The organism is Neobacillus sp. SuZ13 (genome assembly GCF_030123365.1).
Lineage (GTDB): Bacteria > Bacillota > Bacilli > Bacillales > Cytobacillaceae > Neobacillus.
The window spans coordinates 1,608,059-1,626,854 of sequence record NZ_CP126107.1; the positions used below are offsets into that span (position 1 = coordinate 1,608,059).

The window sequence follows — 18,796 nt, forward strand, 5'->3', positions numbered from 1 at the left end:
TTTACATCACGATTAACTACATATCTTACCACAACTTGTCATAACTTCAAATTGTTAATACTTTTAAAACTACCTCCTAGAAACAGCATAAAGATTTGTTTGGAATCTTTTAATCATCACTAGTTTCAGTGAAATTCAGTAAGAAAATAAGAAATCTATCATTGTTTGGTACTATGCTTCTGTTGCGATACATATATCGTTAATAAAAGCATTTTTAACCATAAGGGAGCAAGCGCTTTCACTAAATCTAGAGATCATATGGAGGAGGGAAATTCCTACATGCATATTGTCGTATGTGTCAAACAAGTACCCGATACAAAAATTATTAAAATCAACCCAAAAACGAACACACTCGACCGCCGCAGTGCACCTGCCATCTTGAACCCTTACGATGCCCACGCTGTTCAGGAAGCGGTAACAATCAGGGAAAAAACCGGGGGTACCATTTCCGTTTTATCAATGGGTCCGCCGCAAGCGACTGATATCATTAAAAAGAGTGTAGAAATAGGAGCAGATAAAGGATATCTAATTTCTGACCGTGCCTTTGCAGGAGCAGATACATTGGCAACAAGTTACGCTCTTTCAAAAGCATTAGAAAAGATCAATAAAGAACACCCAGTAGATATGATTATTTGTGGAAAACATGCAATCGATGGTGATACAGGACAAGTTGGGCCAGGAATCGCAAGAAGAATGGATATCCCTCCAATAACCAATGTAATTGAAGTGACAGAAGTAAATCAGAAAGAAAAGACAGTACTGATAAAACGAAAATTAACAAACGGCTATGAATTAATTCAATCGGAACTACCTTGCTTATTAACCGTTGAAAAAGAAATTAATGAGATTGAGTATTCAACAATGCCCAACATGATTCAAGCAGCAAGGTATGAACCGATTATTTGGGCAGTAAGTGACTTTGAAAATGTTGAACGCTCGCAGCTCGGCCTAAAAGGTTCACCAACAATCGTGGGGAAAATGTTTACGCCGCCTCGTCCAGAAGGTGGTAAGAGACTAGAAGGTGATGCAGATGAGCAGGTTAAGCAACTTATGGACCTTTTGATGGAGAAGAAGGAACTATTAACAATCCAGACATCTAAATAAAATAGAACAATCATTTGTCAAGGGGGGAATTTAACATGAATCTAGACGATTTTCGAGGAGTCTGGGTATTCATTGAACAAAATGATGGTAAGGTCGAAGGCGTTTCTCTAGAATTACTTGGTGCTGGAAGAAAGTTAGCGGATAAATTGCAAGTTCCATTAGCTGGCTTTTTACTTGGTCATGAAATAAAACCATTAGCGAATAAGATTATTTCTTATGGTGCAGATATTGTGTATATGGTTGATCATCCTGTTTTAAAGAATTATCGTACAGAATCATATATGAAGGGCGTAATGCTCCTTGCTGAAAAATACAAACCAGAGATAATCCTTTACGGTGCAACACCCAACGGGAAAGATTTAGCAAGTGCCGTAGCTACAGATTTAAATACAGGTTTAACGGCAGATACAACCATGCTAGACGTGGATATTGATAATAGATTGTTAGAAGCAAGCAGACCTGCCTTTGGCGGTAATATTATGGCAACCATCCTTTGTAAAAAACATCGGCCGCAAATGGCAACGGTGAGACCAAAGGTAATGAAGGCATTAGAACCAGAGCCAGGGAGAACAGGCAAAATCATTGAGGAAAAAATTACACTTCAAGAAGAAGATATGCGTACAAAAGTATTACAAATTGTGAATGACGTAACAAAAAAAGTCAATTTAGCTGATGCCCATGTCATCGTCTGTGGCGGAAAAGGAATGGGGGATTTGCAAAACTTCCAGCTTCTTTATGAATTTGCTGAAACAATTGGAGCAACCGTTGGTGGTACACGTGATGTTGTTGAAGCTGGCTGGCTGCCACACCACCTTCAAATTGGTCAAACAGGTGAAACAGTTACTCCAAAAATTTATTTTGCCGTTGCCTTATCTGGAGCCATTCAGCACGTTGTTGGTATGAAAAATTCTGATTTAATTATCGCGATTAACAAAGATCCAAATGCGCCAATTTTTGATGTTGCGACATACGGTATCGTTGGAGATGCATTGGAAATCATTCCAAAATTAATCGAACAATTTAAGCAACTTAGATCTGTAAAGGGCGGTGAAATGATTTATGTCTGAAAAATTTGATGTGATTGTCGTTGGTGCTGGCCCTGCAGGTACTTCATGTGCCCTTACCTGTGCAAAAAGTGGACTAAACGTTTTACTAATTGAAAGAGGGGAATACCCAGGGGCTAAAAACGTAATGGGCGGGGTATTGTACCGTAAGCAAATGGAAGAATTAGTTCCTGAATTTTGGAAGGAAGCACCTCTGGAACGACCAGTGATTGAACAGCGTTTTTGGATGATGGATAAAGAATCTGTAGTTCAATTTGGATATAAAGGTCTCGAATGGGGTGTAGAGCCATATAATAATTTTACAGTCTTACGAGCACAGTTTGATCAATGGTTTGCCAAAAAGGCAGTTGATGCAGGTGCACTACTTATAAATGAAACGGTAGTAACTGAATGTATTGTTGAAAACGGTAAAGTCGTTGGAGTTCGTACCGATCGTCCAAATGGTGATGTATATGCGGATGTCGTCGTGCTTGCAGATGGGGTTAACTCGCTACTTTCAAAACAATTGGGCTTCCATAAAGAATTTAGACCAGATGAAGTTGCTCTAACAGTAATGGAAGTGATTAATTTACCAAAAGAAAAAATAAATGACCGATTTAATTTGGAAGATAATCAAGGGTGTACGATTGAAATTTTTGGTGATTCAACAAAAGGCAACCTCGGAACAGCGTTTGTGTACACCAATAAAGAAAGCTTAAATATTGGGGTAGGAACAACACTATCGAGTATGATTAAAGCGAAAATAAAGCCATATGAGCTCCTAGACTACTTAAAAACTCACCCTATGGTAAAACCAATGCTGGCAGGGGGAGAATCCGCCGAATATCTTGCCCATCTCATACCAGAAGGCGGCTACCGTTCGGTTCCTAAAGTTGCTGGAAATGGAGTTATTGTCGTTGGAGATGCAGCACAGCTAGTCAATGCGATTCATCGTGAAGGTTCGAACATGGCGATGTCATCTGGAAAAATGGCTGCTGAAGCTGTAGTCCAGGCACATAGTCGTGGGGATTTCAGTGAATCAAGCTTAAATAGCTATCGTGATGCACTAAATAATAGTTTCATAATGAAAGATTTAGAGAAATATAAGGATGCTGCACATACCTTTGAGAAGTATCCACAATATTTTAATGAATATGTTCCAATGATGAATAAAGCCATGAGCAAATTCTTTACTGTTGATGGAACACCGAAACGGGAAAAACAAAAACAAATCATGAAGAGTGTGACTTCAGAACGTGGAACCATCCGTGTGATACAAGATATTTATCGTGCTTGGAAGGCGGTGAAATAATGTCAACGAAAAATATCGAGGAAAAACAGTATCTCCTTCGTTTTAAATGTGATACAAAATCTCATTTGACCGTACTGGATCATGACGTCTGCATGACAAAATGTCCCGATAAACTTTGTACAGTATTTTGCCCTGCTGAGGTTTATAAGTGGGAAGGAACACGTATGCAGGTAGGCTATGAGGGCTGCCATGAATGCGGAAGCTGCAGGATTGGCTGCCCGTACCAGAACATAAAATGGGAATATCCAAAAGGCGGACATGGGATTGTATTTAGGTTAGCCTAAGTTTCAAATGGAAAAGTGCTCTCTGCAATATGCAGACAGCACTTTTTTATGTAGATTTTTCATTTTTACTATATGTGGGTTATTTCACAAATGAGGGTAAAAAGAAGGTGAAGCAGAAGGTAATATTTTTAGGGGTTAGCTTATTTTCTCTAGAAGCGTTGCGGAAGAAAGTCGATCGTTTTTGCCGGCCGTAACGAGAGAAGATGCAAATGCATTTGCATGATCAATTAACTCCATATTCGGAGAACAATAATATGGCTTTTTCCAATTGAAGTCTCCTTCACAATCAGCAGGGTATATACTTACTTTCCAATGAAAATATATTTTTGTTTGTGGGAGTTGAACCCCTTCTACAGCAATCAGCCAATGGGTTGAAGGTGAGTTCGCATCACTGGATTCCTGTAAGGCAATTTGGTCATTTACACCAATGGGGATTAGTGCCTTTTGATAAAAATCATGATAATTTGGGGTTTTCATATTTTTTCCCTCCCTTTTATGATCTACCTCTATTATATGAAACATTTAATCTTTTTTTGTGTGATAAATGTTAAAATTTTAAAAAAAATTAGCGAGTTTTCATTAAACTGACAAAATTTCTTTAATTCATTCATAATTTTTTATAAATGTGAGCAATGTCACTACATTAACTACTGGTTGATTTTATACTTGTACCAATAAAAGTGATAGAGGTGATTGTTGATGAGTGGCTGTATGAGTGCGTTTGGAGACATGCCCCAAGCTGAACTAAGTAAAGGACTTAAGCAATTAAAAGGTGAACACCCACCGTTATTAAAGCAATTAGATGAAATGTACGAGTTAACACAAAAAATTGACCAAGAAATAGAAATCGAGACTAATTTCTCAGGATTAATAACAAGTGTAAATGAATTTAAGGCCGCATTAGACCCCCATTCTGAAAGAGAAGAAGGTGTTCTTTTTCCGATGATGGGTGTTTATATCGGAACAACTTCAGGACCTATTGCTGTAATGGAGTATGAGCATGACCAAGCAAAATCCAAAATTGGAGAATTTCTTACGAATGCAGAAAGTAATCAGGGGTCCATTGAAGAAAAGAAAAAAGCAGCACAACTAGTTCAAAGTGCTTACTTTATTTTAACAGAGCATTTCTCTAAAGAGGAAAATGTTTTATTCCCAATGGCGGAAAGAATGCTTAGCGACGAGGAAAAGGAAGAATTATATCAAAAAATCCAGGAAATATAAAAGGATGGGCTCCCGTGCCCATCCTTTTATATTTCCTGCTTATTCCATTCTATAATTTTTTTATCGGTCGGAAGAAGGAAAGCTATTATACCTAGTAACGGCAGCACTCCGAGCCATCTTATCATTGATTGCATCCCAATCCAGTCTGCGATATAACCAAGGCCCACAGAACCAATTGCCCCCATTCCAAATGCAAGGCCTACGGTTAATCCTGACATCGTCCCAATTTTACCTGGGACTAATTCCTGGGCGTATACTACCGTAACTGAGAAACTAGTCATTAAGATAAATCCAGCGATAATCAGGAAAATAAACGCCAGAGTTGGCGGTGCATACGGAATTAAAATAGAAAAGGGAACGGTCGTTAACATTGAGATAGAAATGATGGTCTTCTTTCCAAAACGATCTGATAGAGGGCCTCCGAAAAAAGTACCAACAGCTCCCGAAACTAAAAAAGCGAAGAGGAAGAGCTGAGACTGCTTAATTGACAAGGAATATTCATTTATTGCATAAAAAGTATAAAAATTTGTAATCCCAGAAGTATACCAAGTTCTCGCAAAGATTAATAACAAAATCAAAACTAATGTCGTTTTTACCTCTTTTGTTAACCCTTTATTTGTTCCGGCACTAGATTTCTTTTTCTTTGTTACATTTGGTGAAACTATTAACCTCTGATGATACCAATTAGCGATATAGACCAATAAGATTACCGCAAGTGCAGCTACAACTGTAAACCAGGAAGCCCCAATTTGTCCTAGTGGAACTAATATTAACGCTGTAATTAAAGGGGCTAATGCCTGCCCTGTGTTACCGCCGACCTGATATATCGATTGAGCCAATCCACGTCGATTTCCCGCTGCCATATAGGCAACCCTAGAACCCTCTGGATGAAATACCGCTGACCCAAGACCAATGAAAAGAACTGACAATACGATCAATCCGAAGCTTGAGGCAAATCCTAATCCAAGAATACCGATTAAAGTGAAAGTGAGGCCAACTGGCAGTGCGTAGGGTAATGGTTTTTTGTCGGTAATAAATCCAACAATAGGCTGCATAACAGACGAAACCATATTTAAGGAAAAAGCAATTATCCCGAGTTGGGTGAAACTCAGTCCCATTGATTTTTCTAGAATAGGAAACATCGCAGGAACGACAGCCTGAATAGCATCATTTAATAAATGGCACAATCCGATAATAAATAAAATTTTAAACATGGTTGCTTCAGAAGTATTGGGTTTACGTGATGATAAAACTGCTGGTTGACTCATAGACATCCCTTCTTATGAAAAATTAGTTTGTAAATATTTGTTAACCTTATCTTACTATCGAATGATGGAAATAAGAAATATTTTATTCTTTATTCAACAAAAATTCTTATCCCTTCCTTGTCTGGTAAATTGACAACTCGTCAAAAATTTTTTATAATAATCTTGAAATCAAGATATTTATAAGATCCGGTTTCTTATATAAATAAAATTTATTTAAAACTAAAAGGATGAGTTTTTTATGGAAAATAATTCAACTGCTAATTCATTAAAGCTTTTTATCGTCCTTTCAAGAGCATATAAAGCTATTAACGAACATGTAAATAAAGTAATCCAAGCTAACGGGTTAAACCCTACTGAATTTGCCGTTCTGGAACTTCTGTATCATAAAGGTGACCAGCCGATGCAGCAAATTGGCGGGAAAATCTTGCTTGCAAGTGGGAGTATTACTTACGTGGTTGACAAGCTTGAACAAAAAGGGATGTTAAGAAGAATTGCCTGTCCGAAGGATCGCCGTGTCACTTATGCACAAATCACAGAAGATGGGAAAAAATTTATTCAGGATATTTTCCCAGAACATGCGGAGCAAATCAATAATCTCATGTCATCACTTAGTGAATCTGAAAAACTAGAGGCGATTGAATTGTTAAAAAAACTGGGATTACCTGCTGGTAAATTCTAATACGGCCATTTTGGCCGTATTTTTTTGTTTTCAGGAATGTTAGTCGATAGTATATAATATAATAGGTTGGAATATTTTACAAAGGGGTTGTTTCAATGGGGTTTGAAAACTATACATACATAAGACCGAATTTAAAAGAAGTTACTGAAAAATTTAATGCTGCCCTTGAGCGTTTAAAAAATGCAGTCACAGTAGATATACAAAACGAAGTAATGAATGAAATTAATAAACTAAGAAATGACTTAGGGACGATGTTTAACCTTTGTTATATCCGTCATTCAATTGACACGAATGATGAATTTTACAAGGAAGAACAGGATTATATGGATGAAATTCAACCTGAGGTTGAAGGGTTAGTGACAAAGTATTATCAAGTACTGGTTGATTCTAAGTTCCGGCCTCAACTAGAAGCAAAATGGGGGAAACAGCTTTTTGCCCTTGCCGAAGGACAGCTGAAGACATTCAAACCAGAAATTGTTCCTTTACTTCAGAAAGAAAATCGGTTGTCAACGGAATATACGAAGCTAATGGCATCTGCAAAGATTGACTTCGAAGGGGAAGAAAGAACTTTAGCACAATTAGAGCCGTTCGCTCAATCAACTGACAGAGGAATGAGAAAAAGAGCAAATGAAGCGAAATTTGGCTTTATGGTTGAACATGAAGCAGAATTTGATCGCATTTATGATGATCTTGTAAAAGTAAGGACTGAAATTGCTCAGAACCTTGGGTTTAAAAACTTTGTTGAACTTGGTTATTATCGAATGATGAGAACTGATTATAATGCAGAAATGGTTGCCAATTTCCGTAATCAAGTAAAGGACTACATTGTTCCAATCGCAACAAAATTAAAGGTGAGACAACAGGAAAGAATCGGTCTCGATAAGCTTAAATATTACGACGAATCTTTTAATTTTCAAACAGGAAATGCCACTCCAAAGGGTACGCCGGAATGGATTATAGAAAATGGGCAGCAAATGTATGAGGACCTATCACAAGAAACTGGGGAATTTTTCCGATTTATGCAGGAAAATAATTTGATGGATCTTGTGGCTAAGAAAGGAAAAGCTGGCGGTGGCTATTGTACTTTTATCGAAAATTATAAAGCACCTTTCATTTTTTCAAATTTTAACGGTACCTCTGGAGATATTGATGTTTTGACACATGAGGCCGGTCACGCGTTCCAAGTTTATTCGAGTCGTCATTTTGAGATTCCTGAATATGCATGGCCGACATACGAAGCATGTGAAATTCATTCCATGAGTATGGAATTTTTCACATGGCCATGGATGGATTTGTTCTTTAAGGAAGATACCGATAAGTACAAGTTTTCTCATCTAAGTGATGCTTTGTTATTCCTGCCATATGGGGTGTCCGTTGATGAATTCCAACACTGGGTCTATGAAAACCCAGAAGCTACACCAAAAGAGCGAAAGCTTCAGTGGCGTGAAATTGAGAAAAAGTATTTACCTCATAAAGATTACGACGGTAATGAATACCTAGAAAATGGCGGCTTCTGGCAGCGTCAAGGCCATATTTTTAATTCACCGTTTTACTACATTGATTATACACTTGCGCAAATTTGTGCCTTTCAATTCTGGAAGCGCTCCAGAGAGAATAAAGAGGAAGCATGGGAAGACTATGTGAAATTATGCAAATTAGGCGGCAGTATGTCATTCACTAAGTTAGTTGAAGCTGCGAATTTAATCTCGCCATTTGAGGCTGGTTGTGTAGAATCGGTAGTGGGTGTGATTGAAAATTGGTTAAACTCTGTAGATGATAAACATCTATAAATGAAAAAAGCGAAGCCATTCTAGAATTTCTAGAATGGCTTCGCTTTTACTTATTTAACAGTAGTAACATGAGAAACTACTTTTATCTCATCATCTTCCACAATAGCAGTTAATTCTTTAATCTCTGGCTGATCTAAGATAAAATCTGCTATTTTATCTTCAAGCTGCTCTTGGATGACACGGCGGAGCGGTCGTGCCCCGAAAGCTGGATGGTATCCAAGCTGTGCAAGTTTTTCTTTTGCCTCAGTCGTCAACTTTAGTTCAATCTTTTGTTCCGTTAGCGTTACTTGTAATTCATTAATCATTAAGTCGACAATATAAAGGATATGCTCTTTGCCGAGTGAATTAAACTCGATGATACTGTCGAACCGATTCAAGAATTCAGGTTTAAAGAAACTGCCAAGTGAGTCAAGAATACTCGCTTCTTCTATCGCCTCGTTTGTACCGAATCCAACATGAACGGTCTTGTGGCCCACGCCAGCATTGCTTGTCATAATGATTACGGAATCCTTAAAGCTGACAATTCTTCCTTGACTATCCGTCAGGCGTCCATCATCAAGGATTTGCAGGAATAGATGTTGAACGTCTGGATGTGCCTTTTCAATTTCATCTAATAGAATAATACTGTATGGGTTTCTGCGCACTTTTTCTGTTAGCTGCCCTGCTTCTTCGTGACCAACATAGCCAGGAGGTGAGCCAATCAATTTAGAGATACTGTGTTTTTCCATGTATTCGCTCATATCAAGGCGGATCATAGAATCTTTAGAGCCAAATAGTTCTTCGGCAAGTGTTTTCGTTAATTCTGTTTTACCAACTCCGGTTGGTCCGACAAATAAGAAGGAACCGATTGGACGATGTTTTGATTTTAAGCCGGCACGACTGCGTCTAATCGCTTTAGCTACTTTTTTCGCAGCTTTTTCCTGGCCGATAACCTTAGATTTTAGCTTTTCTTCTAAGGATTTCATTTTTAACTGTTCATCTTGTTGCAGCTTTCCAACTGGAATACCTGTTTTTTCTTCAATAATTTCTTGAATATGTGATACATCCACAATGGGTCTCTCCATACTTGAAACCGTATTTAATGCCTTTTCCAGTTTGGCTTCTTCATCGCGAAGAGTAGCGGCCTTTTCATAATTCTCGCTTTTCAGTGCCTCTTCTTTTTCAACACCAATATCTTTTAAGCGCTGTTCAATTTGTTCATTGTTTTGATAATCCGAAATAAGGTTTAATTTTGAACCTGCCTCATCCAGCAAATCAATGGCTTTGTCAGGTAAGAAGCGGTCTTGGATATAGCGATGTGACAATTGCACACAGGCAAGAATTGCTTGATCAGAATAGGTCACTTGGTGATAATCTTCATATTTCTTTTGAATCCCTTTTAATATATCAATTGCAGCGTCTGGTGTTGGTTCAATAACATGAACGGGCTGGAAGCGTCGTTCTAAAGCGGAATCTTTCTCGATTTGCCGATACTCTTTTAGTGTGGTTGCACCAACAACTTGAAGTTCACCGCGTGCCAGGGCTGGCTTTAAGATATTTCCTGCATCCATAGAGCCTTCGGCGGAACCAGCACCAACAAGAAGGTGAATTTCATCGATGAAAAGAATAATATTTTTCCGCTCTTGTAATTCAGAAATGAGTTGTTTCATTCTCTCTTCAAATTGACCACGGATTCCTGTATTGGCAACAAGGGACGCAACGTCCAGCAAGTAAACCTCTTTGTTACGTAACTTGCCAGGAACATCTCCTTCAGCAATCTTCAGTGCAAGACCCTCCGCAATCGCCGTTTTTCCGACTCCTGGTTCACCTATTAGGACGGGATTATTTTTATTCCGTCTATTTAGAATTTCGATGACACGCTTTACTTCTCGATCGCGGCCAATAACAGGATCAATTAAGCCAGCTTTGGCCATTTGAGTTAAATTTCGTCCAAATTGATCTATAAAACCGCTATGTCCGCTTTTTCTCCCAGGTTCTGTAACAGATTGACTGTTGTTATCCTTACCAGGACCTGTATTAGACATGAAAAAGTCTTCAAATGGGAAACTTGGGAAAAGGTTCATATTTTGACCTAGCCCGGCTCCTAGAGATTGCTTTTCTTTTGAATAACATTCGTGACAGAGTTTAATTTCCTTACGCTGTCCATTAATAATCATATTTAATTGTATGTTTGCATTATTTTCATTACATTGTTGACAAAGCATAAGTAAATACCCTCCTATTAAAAAATTTATTAACATGTTTGACTTTGACTATATTTGACCTTATGACGATAGTATACTCTGACCTTTTTTGACTTTCAAGTGATTTGTTTTGGTAATGGTTTCTAATTTGCTGTGTTAACCTTGTCTGTTGAGTTCCGCTCCAATCAACAGAGTGGAAATATCAATATAAGTCTTTAACAAAGCTTTCTAATTAAGGAAAAAAGCTCGTCTTTGTTTGTCCTTATCATCATATATTGATGATAAGGAGGAGATGATGTGAAAAGGGAATGGACACAAGCATTTCAAATAGCTGCAGTCTATGTAGGGACTGTGGTAGGAGCTGGCTTCGCCACAGGAAAGGAAATCGTTGAATTTTTTTCACGGTTTGGTTTCTTTGGCTTAATAAGTATAATAATGAGCGGTTATCTCTTTATAGCGTTGGGCTCGAAACTAATGAGAATGGCTGCACATATAAATGCAAAATCCTATCAAGAGTTTAATGAGTATTTGTTTGGCAAATGGCCAAGTCGTGTCATTAATTTCTTTATGCTTTTTATGCTTCTTGGAGTTAGTGCCGTTATGCTTTCAGGGGCTGGGGCCGTGTTTGAGGAACAGTTAGGTTTGCCGAAAACAGCCGGTGTTTTCATGACCATTTTTTTATCCTTTTTAGTTATGTTAGTTGGAACAAAAGGTTTATTTGCTGTTAATACGTTTGTTGTTCCTCTAATGATAACTTTCAGCCTTATCTTAATGCTTTTTTCTGTACAGATGCCTCACTTTTTAGATCAATTACTATTTATCCCGCATGCGGATGATGGCTGGAAGAGCGTCGTCGCCCCATTTTCGTATGTGGCATTAAATCTTGGTCTATCTCAAGCAGTTTTGGTTCCTATTGCTACAGAAGTGAAGGATGATTGGACGATTAAATGGGGAGGAATTCTTGGAGGGTCAGCTTTAACTATCATCTTAATTGCGAGTCATTTTTCCTTAATCATGCTCCCTAGTTTAGAAATATATAACATCCCAATGGCCATTGTCATGAAAAATTTAGCTCCTTTTTTATTTTGGATTTTTGTTCTCGTTATTTATGGAGAAATTTTCACCTCAGTGATTGGAAATGTCTTTGGACTCGATCGGCAGTTGAAACAATATTCGTCTATACCGACAATGCTATCTGTAACGCTCATTTTTGTTGTTTCTTATCTGATCAGTCTTGTAAATTATGGGACGCTGCTCTCCTATTTATATCCTTTGTTTGGGTATATTTGCATGATTTTTTTTATTTTACTTTGGATAAAGCCATTACCAACAAGTATCAGAAAATAACAAAAGCAGTTGTTCAGGAGAGCAACTGCTTTTTAATGTAAAGGTAAGATAATAAACATCATCAAGTCAAAAATGATATGAGAAACAATCACCAAAGGCATACTCTTTTTCCATAGATACAGATATCCCCAAGCTAAACCAGAAATAAAGGCCGCAAGAACTAACAAAAATGAGCCAGCATAAATATGGACGGAAGCATACAAGAGTGACGCTGCCAGAATACTGAACCCTGGCTTAAACTTTTTACTCAATCTTTTTTGAATAAAACCTCGCCAGAAAAGTTCTTCTCCAGGGGCTGCAACTAATAAAAGGGCAAGATATTGCCAAAATATTGTAGGAGCAAACCATTTATATAGGTTCTTAAGACTTGTATCATAGGGTAGATGCAGTATCTTCATTCCACGGATCCCAAGCCAAAAGATAATATATAATATTAAACCGGTTAGTGCCCCAAGAAAAATATACTGAATAAAGGATACGTTATCATCCACCTCTTCTTGAAACATAGCATAAGCGATTAAGATTAGAATCGAACCAGCAAAAATATACCAAAAGATCGCTTTATCATGAAATGAAAAAAATAAAAGTATATGTGCAATAATTAAACCAATCAATATGCGTGGGTCTTGGAAGAATTTCTTCATTACGCGATCTCCTTTTTAGAAAACATAAAATTTATTTTATCAAATAAGTTTTTCAAATGGAAATCATTACATCTCTAATATTACTGTTTCATTAGGTTAGAACATAAAGAATAGAAAAAAATAAAAAAGGAAGGGAGTGAAAGAAATGAGCAAATCAAAAAGTGAACAAGAACGAGAATGGACTGTCCGTAAACAAGATCAAAATCCACATGGAAAAGTAAAATCATTAAAACAGTTATCAAATGAAGCTGGTAAGGGCCAATAACAATTCAGGCTGAGGTCAAAAAAGAAAAGGCAGCCATAACGAGGACTGCCTTTTCTAGTATTCTATAATTTTAATAAGCGCTTTCTTTTATAACTTTATAGTTTTTGTGATTAACAACAGTTCGTTGATCCAATTCTAAATCCCGATAATTATCCATAACTGTTAGGTCGACAATGACAGAATTTTCATTTACCTTTTCAACAATCCCTTTCAAGCCACCACGGAATTCTATGATATTTCCAACTTCTGCTTTTCTCATAATGTCTCTCTCCTTTACCTCAAAAACTATAAATAAAATCCAGTTAAATAACAGTTTGCACTACTTTTTTCTTTTCGTAAAGCCTTTTATTTGACAATTATGTTAATTCTTTATTAACAATGTAATTATATGAGAAAAAAGGCAACAAAAGAATAGGAAACGCTTTCAATAATAGTGAAAAGAAATTACAATGTTGGATTATGGAAATACAGTTACGTTAATATAAGACTAGGTAAAGGTGGTGTTTGGAATGACGGAAGATATGATTACAGATATCTTGGATCGCCTTATGACAGGGGAACTTTCTGAGTATTATGTCACTAACGATCAGTTTATGGAATTTCGTCAGGTATTGGTGAAAAGAAAAGATTTTAAGCATTTCCGCGGGATCGGGCAAAGGGGCGGCGATGTTTTGTATCAATATCTAAAAGAAGCAAGGAGTTAATTGCAAATTTTCAAGGAGCTTCGGAGAAATGTATGATAGTTTTTGATAGTTTTTGACAGTTTTGTGACAATTCAATATAAAATAGAATTTTCAGTTGTTCGAATAAGTCGAAAATGGTATTATTCATTACATGTTTGTTTTCTTTTTGGAAAAAATAGCTGAAAAGAAATGATTTTTTCTCTTTAGTTAATTATCGATTTAGTTGACTAAATGATGAGAAATGTTTATTTTTAATGAAGCAAGTTTGAATTTTATATAAATATTAAAGGAGTATGATTAGCATGTCAGAAAAGCAATTTAAAATAATCGCAGAAACAGGAATCCACGCTAGACCCGCAACTTTATTAGTTCAAACAGCAAGCAGATTTGATTCTGAGATTCATTTAGAATATAAAGGTAAAAAAGTTAACTTAAAATCAATTATGGGCGTTATGTCTCTAGGTGTTGGCCAAGGGGCTGATATTACCATTTCTGCAGAAGGAAACGATGCAAATGATGCATTAAATAGCCTTGAAGAGACATTGAAAAAAGAAGGATTGGCAGAATAATGACTTTTTTACAGGGGATAGCCGCATCAAATGGTATCGCTATTGCAAAAGCATACCGTCTTGTTGAACCAGATTTATCATTTGAAACAAAAACAATTGATGATGCTGCTGCAGAGGTTGACCGTTTCCGCAAGGCAATAGAGAAATCTAAAACAGAACTCGAAGCAATTCGTGACCGTGCCAAAGTAGACCTTGGAGCTGATAAAGCAGCGATTTTTGAAGCACATTTACTCGTGTTAAGTGACCCTGAATTAAATTCACCAATTGAAGATAAAATTCAGTCTGATAAGGTAAATGCTGAATCTGCATTAAAGGAAACAGCTGATATGTTCGTTATGATGTTTGAACAAATGGATAATGAATATATGAAAGAACGTGCTGCAGATATTCGTGATGTAACAAAGCGTGTATTAGCCCATCTATTAGGTGTGCAGCTAGTTAATCCAAGTATGATTGCTGAAGAAGTGATTATTGTGGCTGAAGATTTAACTCCTTCCGACACAGCACAATTAAACAGACAATTTGTCTTAGGATTCACAACAAATATTGGTGGTCGTACCTCACATTCAGCCATTATGGCTCGATCAATGGAAATTCCAGCGGTAGTTGGAACAAAGTCAGCGACAGAAGAAATCAATAATGGAGATCTTGTCATTGTTGATGGACTAAAGGGCGAGGTACATATTAACCCGACAACTGAGCTTGTTGAACAATACCGTAAAATTCATGACCAATACGAAGTTCAAAAAGCCGAATGGGCCAAGCTTGTCAATGAACCAACTGTAACAAATGATGATCATCATGTTGAATTAGTGGCCAACATCGGAACTCCAAAGGATTTAAAAGGAGTTATTGAAAATGGTGGTGAGGGTGTAGGTCTATATCGGACTGAATTCCTATATATGGGAAGAGATCAATTACCAACAGAAGAAGAACAGTTTGAATCCTATAAGGCTGTATTAGAGGGTTTAAATGGTAAGCCAGTTGTTGTTCGTACCCTTGATATTGGTGGAGATAAGGAACTTCCTTATTTGGACCTTCCAAAGGAAATGAACCCATTTTTGGGCTTCCGGGCTATTCGCTTATGTTTAGAAGAGCAAGACATCTTCAGAACCCAGCTCAGAGCACTATTACGGGCTAGCAACTATGGAAACTTAAAAATCATGTTCCCAATGATTGCAACTCTAGATGAGTTCCGTGCTGCCAAAACGATACTTGAAGAAGAAAAGCAAAAACTTCTTGCGGAAGGCCAAAAAGTTGCCGAAGGTATTGAACTTGGTATTATGGTCGAAATTCCGTCAACGGCTATCTTAGCGGATCAATTCGCAAAAGAAGTAGATTTCTTTAGTATCGGTACAAATGATTTAATTCAATATACTATGGCTGCTGACCGGATGAATCAGCGTGTTTCTTACTTGTACCAGCCATATAGCCCGTCCATTTTACGATTAGTAAAAATGGTTATTGATGCAGCACATGCACAAGGAAAATGGACAGGTATGTGTGGGGAAATGGCAGGAGATGAAACAGCTATTCCAGTTCTCATCGGACTTGGACTTGATGAATTTTCAATGAGTGCGACATCAATCTTAAAAGCTCGCTCTCAAATCAAGAATTTGAGAAAATCTGATATGGAAAAGCTTGCTCAACAAGTTTTAAATATGCAAACAACTGATCAGGTTATCGAAGCAGTTAATGCTGCGACAAAGTAATTATATGAACAGAAAGACCGGCTGATGATTAGCCGGTCTTTTTGTGATTATATTTTTTTGACTTTTCATATTATTTATCTTTTTTATTATCGATTTTTGATTATAATAAAAAGTAATACCTAATACCTATTTTTTAGTAGTACTTATGGATGATTAATAGACAAAAATAGGCAAGTTATTAGGTAATAATTGTACATAATATAGTAGTAATGGTGGAGGTGAAAGAAAATATGGAACAAAAACCTGTACATTATGATGGAAGTTCACAACTAGGTCTGGCAACAAATGAGACATTGGTTAATGAACCATTCCAGATGACTGATGAAATGAGAAGTAATATTGGTCGAAACCCTTACTCCCTTGATACAAATGCATAAATAATGGAAGAAAAAGGATTTGTCTTCGGGCAAATCCTTTTTGATTATTTTTTTGTCTTTTGACTGATAATAATATTGTCTTTATTTAAATGAAAGGTGGAGCATGAATGGTACGTGTTTTGTATATAACGGCACATCCTCACAATGAAACACAGTCCTATAGTATGGCTGTAGGTAAGGCTTTTATTGATAGCTATAAACAAGTTAATACCAGTGATGAGGTTATTCATCTAGATCTGTATAAAGAAAATATACCTCATATTGATGCTGATGTTTTTAGCGGATGGGGCAAGCTCCGTTCCGGTCAAAGCTTTGATGAACTAACTGGAGAGGAGAAGCAAAAAGTCAGCCGTCTTAACGAGTTAAGTGAGCAGTTTGTGAGTGCCGATAAATATGTATTTGTCACGCCTCTATGGAATTTCTCATTTCCACCGATTATGAAGGCTTATCTTGATTCAGTAGCTGTTGCAGGAAAGACTTTTAAATATACGGAAAAAGGTCCAATTGGTTTGTTAACGGATAAAAAAGCCCTGCATATACAAGCAAGAGGTGGATTTTACTCTGAGGGGCCTGCAGCAGAGATGGAAATGGGACACCGGTATATTAGTGTGATGATGAGTTTCTTTGGTGTTCCTTCCCTTGAGGGACTATTTGTAGAAGGTCACAATGCCATGCCTGACAAAGCACAAGAAATTAAAGAAAATGCAATTGCAAGAGCAAAAGATTTGGCACATACCTTTTAAAAGTATCGCGAGTTTGATGAAAAGAGGCAGAAGAAATCTGTCTCTTTTTTTATGAACTTTTACCAAGTATTCCCTCGATATATCCTGTATACTAGTAGTAGATTTAATAAGGAGGAATCGAACACGATGGAGTTAAATTTAACAGGTAAAACAGCTTTGGTTGTTGCTTCGAGTCAGGGCCTAGGATTTGCAATAGCTGAACGTTTAGTAAAAGAGGGAGCAAACGTTATGATTTCTGGCCGTGAAGAGGAAAAGCTGAGACAGAAAGCAAGTCAGCTTGAATCTATCGGTATGGGAAAAGTAGCCTACCAAAAAACTGACATAATGAATGTAAACGATATTAATCAGTTGGTAAAAGTAACTGCAGATACATTTCAAAGAATTGATTTGCTAGTGAACAATGCTGGAGGTCCTCCTGCAGGTTCGTTTGAGGAATTAACAGATGAAGAATGGCAGAATTCCTTTGAATTGAATTTATTATCATATGTTCGTCTAATTCGTGCAGCATTGCCCTATTTAAAACAACAAGGGGGAAAAATTCTTAACATCGCATCTAGTTCAATTAAAGAACCGATACCAGGATTGATTCTTTCAAACACTTTTCGGACAGGTATTGTTGGACTTTCAAAGACACTAGCATCGGAGTTAGCTCCCTATAATATTTTAATTAATACGATTGCGCCTGGTCGAATTGCAACGGACCGAGTTAATCATTTAGATCAAGTAAACGCAGATAAATTAGGGGTGGACAGGGAAACAATTGCATTAAAGGCTAAAGAAGGAATTCCTTTAAAAAGATATGGAACTCCTGAGGAATTTGCAAATGTTGCCGCTTTCCTATTATCTGATGCTAATTCCTATATGACAGGCAGTTCATTCTTAGTGGATGGAGGGATGATCAAAACAATCTAAAACAAAGTTTTTTCCTATATTAACCTTTCTTTACGTTTATTACCGATGTATTTTGGCTATGGTAAAAATATTAAGGGAGTGTTATTACATGCTGAAAAATATTCGATTAATGACTGTTTTGCTCTTGGTTCTATGTGGGTCCATGCTAATAAGTGGCTGTGGTTTACTTTTTTCCAATGAATTAATTGTCAATCGTTATGCAGATGCTTTGTTGACAAAAAACAATGAATTACAGTTCCGATTTCGAATTAACAATGAAATCTTATCAGGGCAGCAATTATATAAGGTAAAAGTGACTATTCATGATGATAAACTAGCAGCTGCAATTGGGAAAAGAGAAATAGTTTACGGCGAAGATCAAGTGTTAAACGGTGAATATTTAGAAGTAAAAGGAAAAAGCGGAAAATATATTTTTATGGACCCGCTTCCTCTGAAAGAAGATTTACATATTCATGAACTTAAAAACATGATAGAAAAGGATAATGCGGTTTCGATTGAAGTATTTAATAATCAAGAAGTATTCGGCCGTGCCTATTTAACAAACTTTTCATCAGAGTTGTAAATTATGATTATGTTGGGATGAAAAAGGACAAAATAAAAATGTGCATAATATTGGAGATGGAGCACAAAGGCTGGAGCGATTGGGACGCTCCGGTTTTT

21 protein-coding genes are annotated in these 18,796 nt (G+C 37.0%); 16 read left to right on the top strand and 5 right to left on the bottom strand.

Annotated elements, in window-relative coordinates; translation table 11 throughout:
• Positions 1-279: 279 nt before the first annotated feature.
• From QNH17_RS07765 to QNH17_RS07780, 4 genes are read left to right on the top strand one after another with little or no spacing between them, the layout of a single operon-like run.
• On the top strand, positions 280-1,104 hold the full coding sequence (locus QNH17_RS07765; RefSeq protein ID WP_283878155.1) for an electron transfer flavoprotein subunit beta/FixA family protein: 825 nt from the start codon (positions 280-282) through the stop codon (positions 1,102-1,104).
• Between the two features lie 35 nt (positions 1,105-1,139).
• Positions 1,140-2,171: an electron transfer flavoprotein subunit alpha/FixB family protein gene (locus QNH17_RS07770; RefSeq protein ID WP_283878156.1), complete on the top strand. Its 1,032-nt coding sequence runs from the start codon at positions 1,140-1,142 to the stop codon at positions 2,169-2,171.
• A complete protein-coding gene (locus tag QNH17_RS07775) occupies positions 2,164-3,459 on the top strand; it encodes an FAD-dependent oxidoreductase (protein ID WP_283878157.1) in 1,296 nt (431 codons plus the stop codon). The genes QNH17_RS07770 and QNH17_RS07775 overlap by 8 nt, the downstream gene beginning before the upstream one ends.
• Positions 3,459-3,743 carry a ferredoxin family protein gene (locus QNH17_RS07780; RefSeq protein ID WP_026566270.1) on the top strand — a complete coding sequence of 95 codons (285 nt, stop codon included), beginning with the start codon at positions 3,459-3,461 and terminating at the stop codon, positions 3,741-3,743. The genes QNH17_RS07775 and QNH17_RS07780 overlap by 1 nt, the downstream gene beginning before the upstream one ends.
• Before the next feature lie 135 nt (positions 3,744-3,878).
• On the opposite strand, the gene QNH17_RS07785 is transcribed toward QNH17_RS07780, so the two are convergent.
• Positions 3,879-4,220, bottom strand: a complete 342-nt coding sequence (locus QNH17_RS07785; protein WP_283878158.1) for a hypothetical protein — start codon at positions 4,218-4,220, stop codon at positions 3,879-3,881.
• Positions 4,221-4,442: 222 nt separating this feature from the next.
• On the opposite strand from QNH17_RS07785, the gene QNH17_RS07790 reads away from it, so the two are divergent.
• Positions 4,443-4,964 (top strand): hemerythrin domain-containing protein, encoded by a 522-nt coding sequence (locus tag QNH17_RS07790; protein ID WP_283878159.1) that lies wholly within the window; start codon positions 4,443-4,445, stop codon positions 4,962-4,964.
• Between the two features lie 26 nt (positions 4,965-4,990).
• Here QNH17_RS07790 and QNH17_RS07795 read toward each other — a convergent pair whose 3' ends face one another.
• Positions 4,991-6,232, bottom strand: a complete 1,242-nt coding sequence (locus QNH17_RS07795) for an MFS transporter (protein ID WP_283878161.1) — start codon at positions 6,230-6,232, stop codon at positions 4,991-4,993.
• Positions 6,233-6,470: 238 nt separating this feature from the next.
• On the opposite strand from QNH17_RS07795, the gene QNH17_RS07800 reads away from it, so the two are divergent.
• Both QNH17_RS07800 and QNH17_RS07805 read left to right on the top strand, forming a co-directional pair.
• On the top strand, positions 6,471-6,911 hold the full coding sequence (locus tag QNH17_RS07800) for a MarR family winged helix-turn-helix transcriptional regulator (protein WP_283878162.1): 441 nt from the start codon (positions 6,471-6,473) through the stop codon (positions 6,909-6,911).
• 95 nt (positions 6,912-7,006) lie between these two features.
• Entirely contained in the window at positions 7,007-8,701 is a 1,695-nt protein-coding gene (locus QNH17_RS07805; RefSeq protein ID WP_283878163.1) for a M3 family oligoendopeptidase, read from the top strand.
• Positions 8,702-8,751: 50 nt separating this feature from the next.
• Here the strand turns inward: QNH17_RS07805 and QNH17_RS07810 are convergent, their stop codons facing one another.
• Entirely contained in the window at positions 8,752-10,905 is a 2,154-nt protein-coding gene (locus QNH17_RS07810) for an ATP-dependent Clp protease ATP-binding subunit (RefSeq protein WP_283878164.1), read from the bottom strand.
• A 276-nt stretch (positions 10,906-11,181) separates the two neighbouring features.
• Between QNH17_RS07810 and QNH17_RS07815 the strand changes: the two genes are divergently transcribed.
• The gene (locus QNH17_RS07815) at positions 11,182-12,231 is read left to right on the top strand and encodes a YkvI family membrane protein (protein WP_283878165.1); all 1,050 of its coding nucleotides are present in this window, start codon (positions 11,182-11,184) and stop codon (positions 12,229-12,231) included.
• A gap of 32 nt (positions 12,232-12,263) precedes the next feature.
• On the opposite strand, the gene QNH17_RS07820 is transcribed toward QNH17_RS07815, so the two are convergent.
• Positions 12,264-12,875, bottom strand: coding sequence for a CPBP family intramembrane glutamic endopeptidase (locus QNH17_RS07820; protein WP_283878167.1), 612 nt, complete (start codon positions 12,873-12,875; stop codon positions 12,264-12,266).
• 145 nt (positions 12,876-13,020) lie between these two features.
• On the opposite strand from QNH17_RS07820, the gene QNH17_RS07825 reads away from it, so the two are divergent.
• Positions 13,021-13,140: a DUF6254 family protein gene (locus QNH17_RS07825; RefSeq protein ID WP_283878168.1), complete on the top strand. Its 120-nt coding sequence runs from the start codon at positions 13,021-13,023 to the stop codon at positions 13,138-13,140.
• 70 nt (positions 13,141-13,210) lie between these two features.
• Here the strand turns inward: QNH17_RS07825 and QNH17_RS07830 are convergent, their stop codons facing one another.
• A complete protein-coding gene (locus tag QNH17_RS07830; protein WP_026566278.1) occupies positions 13,211-13,399 on the bottom strand; it encodes a YkvS family protein in 189 nt (62 codons plus the stop codon).
• Between the two features lie 250 nt (positions 13,400-13,649).
• Between QNH17_RS07830 and QNH17_RS07835 the strand changes: the two genes are divergently transcribed.
• From QNH17_RS07835 to QNH17_RS07865, 7 genes are all read left to right on the top strand, one after another.
• Positions 13,650-13,844, top strand: a complete 195-nt coding sequence (locus QNH17_RS07835) for a protein YkzS (protein ID WP_283878169.1) — start codon at positions 13,650-13,652, stop codon at positions 13,842-13,844.
• Positions 13,845-14,125: 281 nt separating this feature from the next.
• Positions 14,126-14,392: a phosphocarrier protein HPr gene (locus QNH17_RS07840; RefSeq protein ID WP_144548718.1), complete on the top strand. Its 267-nt coding sequence runs from the start codon at positions 14,126-14,128 to the stop codon at positions 14,390-14,392.
• Positions 14,392-16,104 carry a phosphoenolpyruvate--protein phosphotransferase gene (gene ptsP, locus QNH17_RS07845; RefSeq protein ID WP_283878170.1) on the top strand — a complete coding sequence of 571 codons (1,713 nt, stop codon included), beginning with the start codon at positions 14,392-14,394 and terminating at the stop codon, positions 16,102-16,104. The genes QNH17_RS07840 and ptsP overlap by 1 nt, the downstream gene beginning before the upstream one ends.
• Positions 16,105-16,334: 230 nt before the next feature.
• Positions 16,335-16,481 (top strand): hypothetical protein, encoded by a 147-nt coding sequence (locus QNH17_RS07850; RefSeq protein WP_283878171.1) that lies wholly within the window; start codon positions 16,335-16,337, stop codon positions 16,479-16,481.
• 107 nt (positions 16,482-16,588) lie between these two features.
• A complete protein-coding gene (locus QNH17_RS07855; protein ID WP_283878172.1) occupies positions 16,589-17,224 on the top strand; it encodes an FMN-dependent NADH-azoreductase in 636 nt (211 codons plus the stop codon).
• 126 nt (positions 17,225-17,350) lie between these two features.
• Entirely contained in the window at positions 17,351-18,136 is a 786-nt protein-coding gene (locus tag QNH17_RS07860; RefSeq protein WP_283878173.1) for an SDR family oxidoreductase, read from the top strand.
• An 88-nt stretch (positions 18,137-18,224) separates the two neighbouring features.
• Positions 18,225-18,698, top strand: coding sequence for a hypothetical protein (locus QNH17_RS07865; RefSeq protein WP_283878174.1), 474 nt, complete (start codon positions 18,225-18,227; stop codon positions 18,696-18,698).
• The last annotated feature ends 98 nt before the right edge of the window (positions 18,699-18,796 follow it).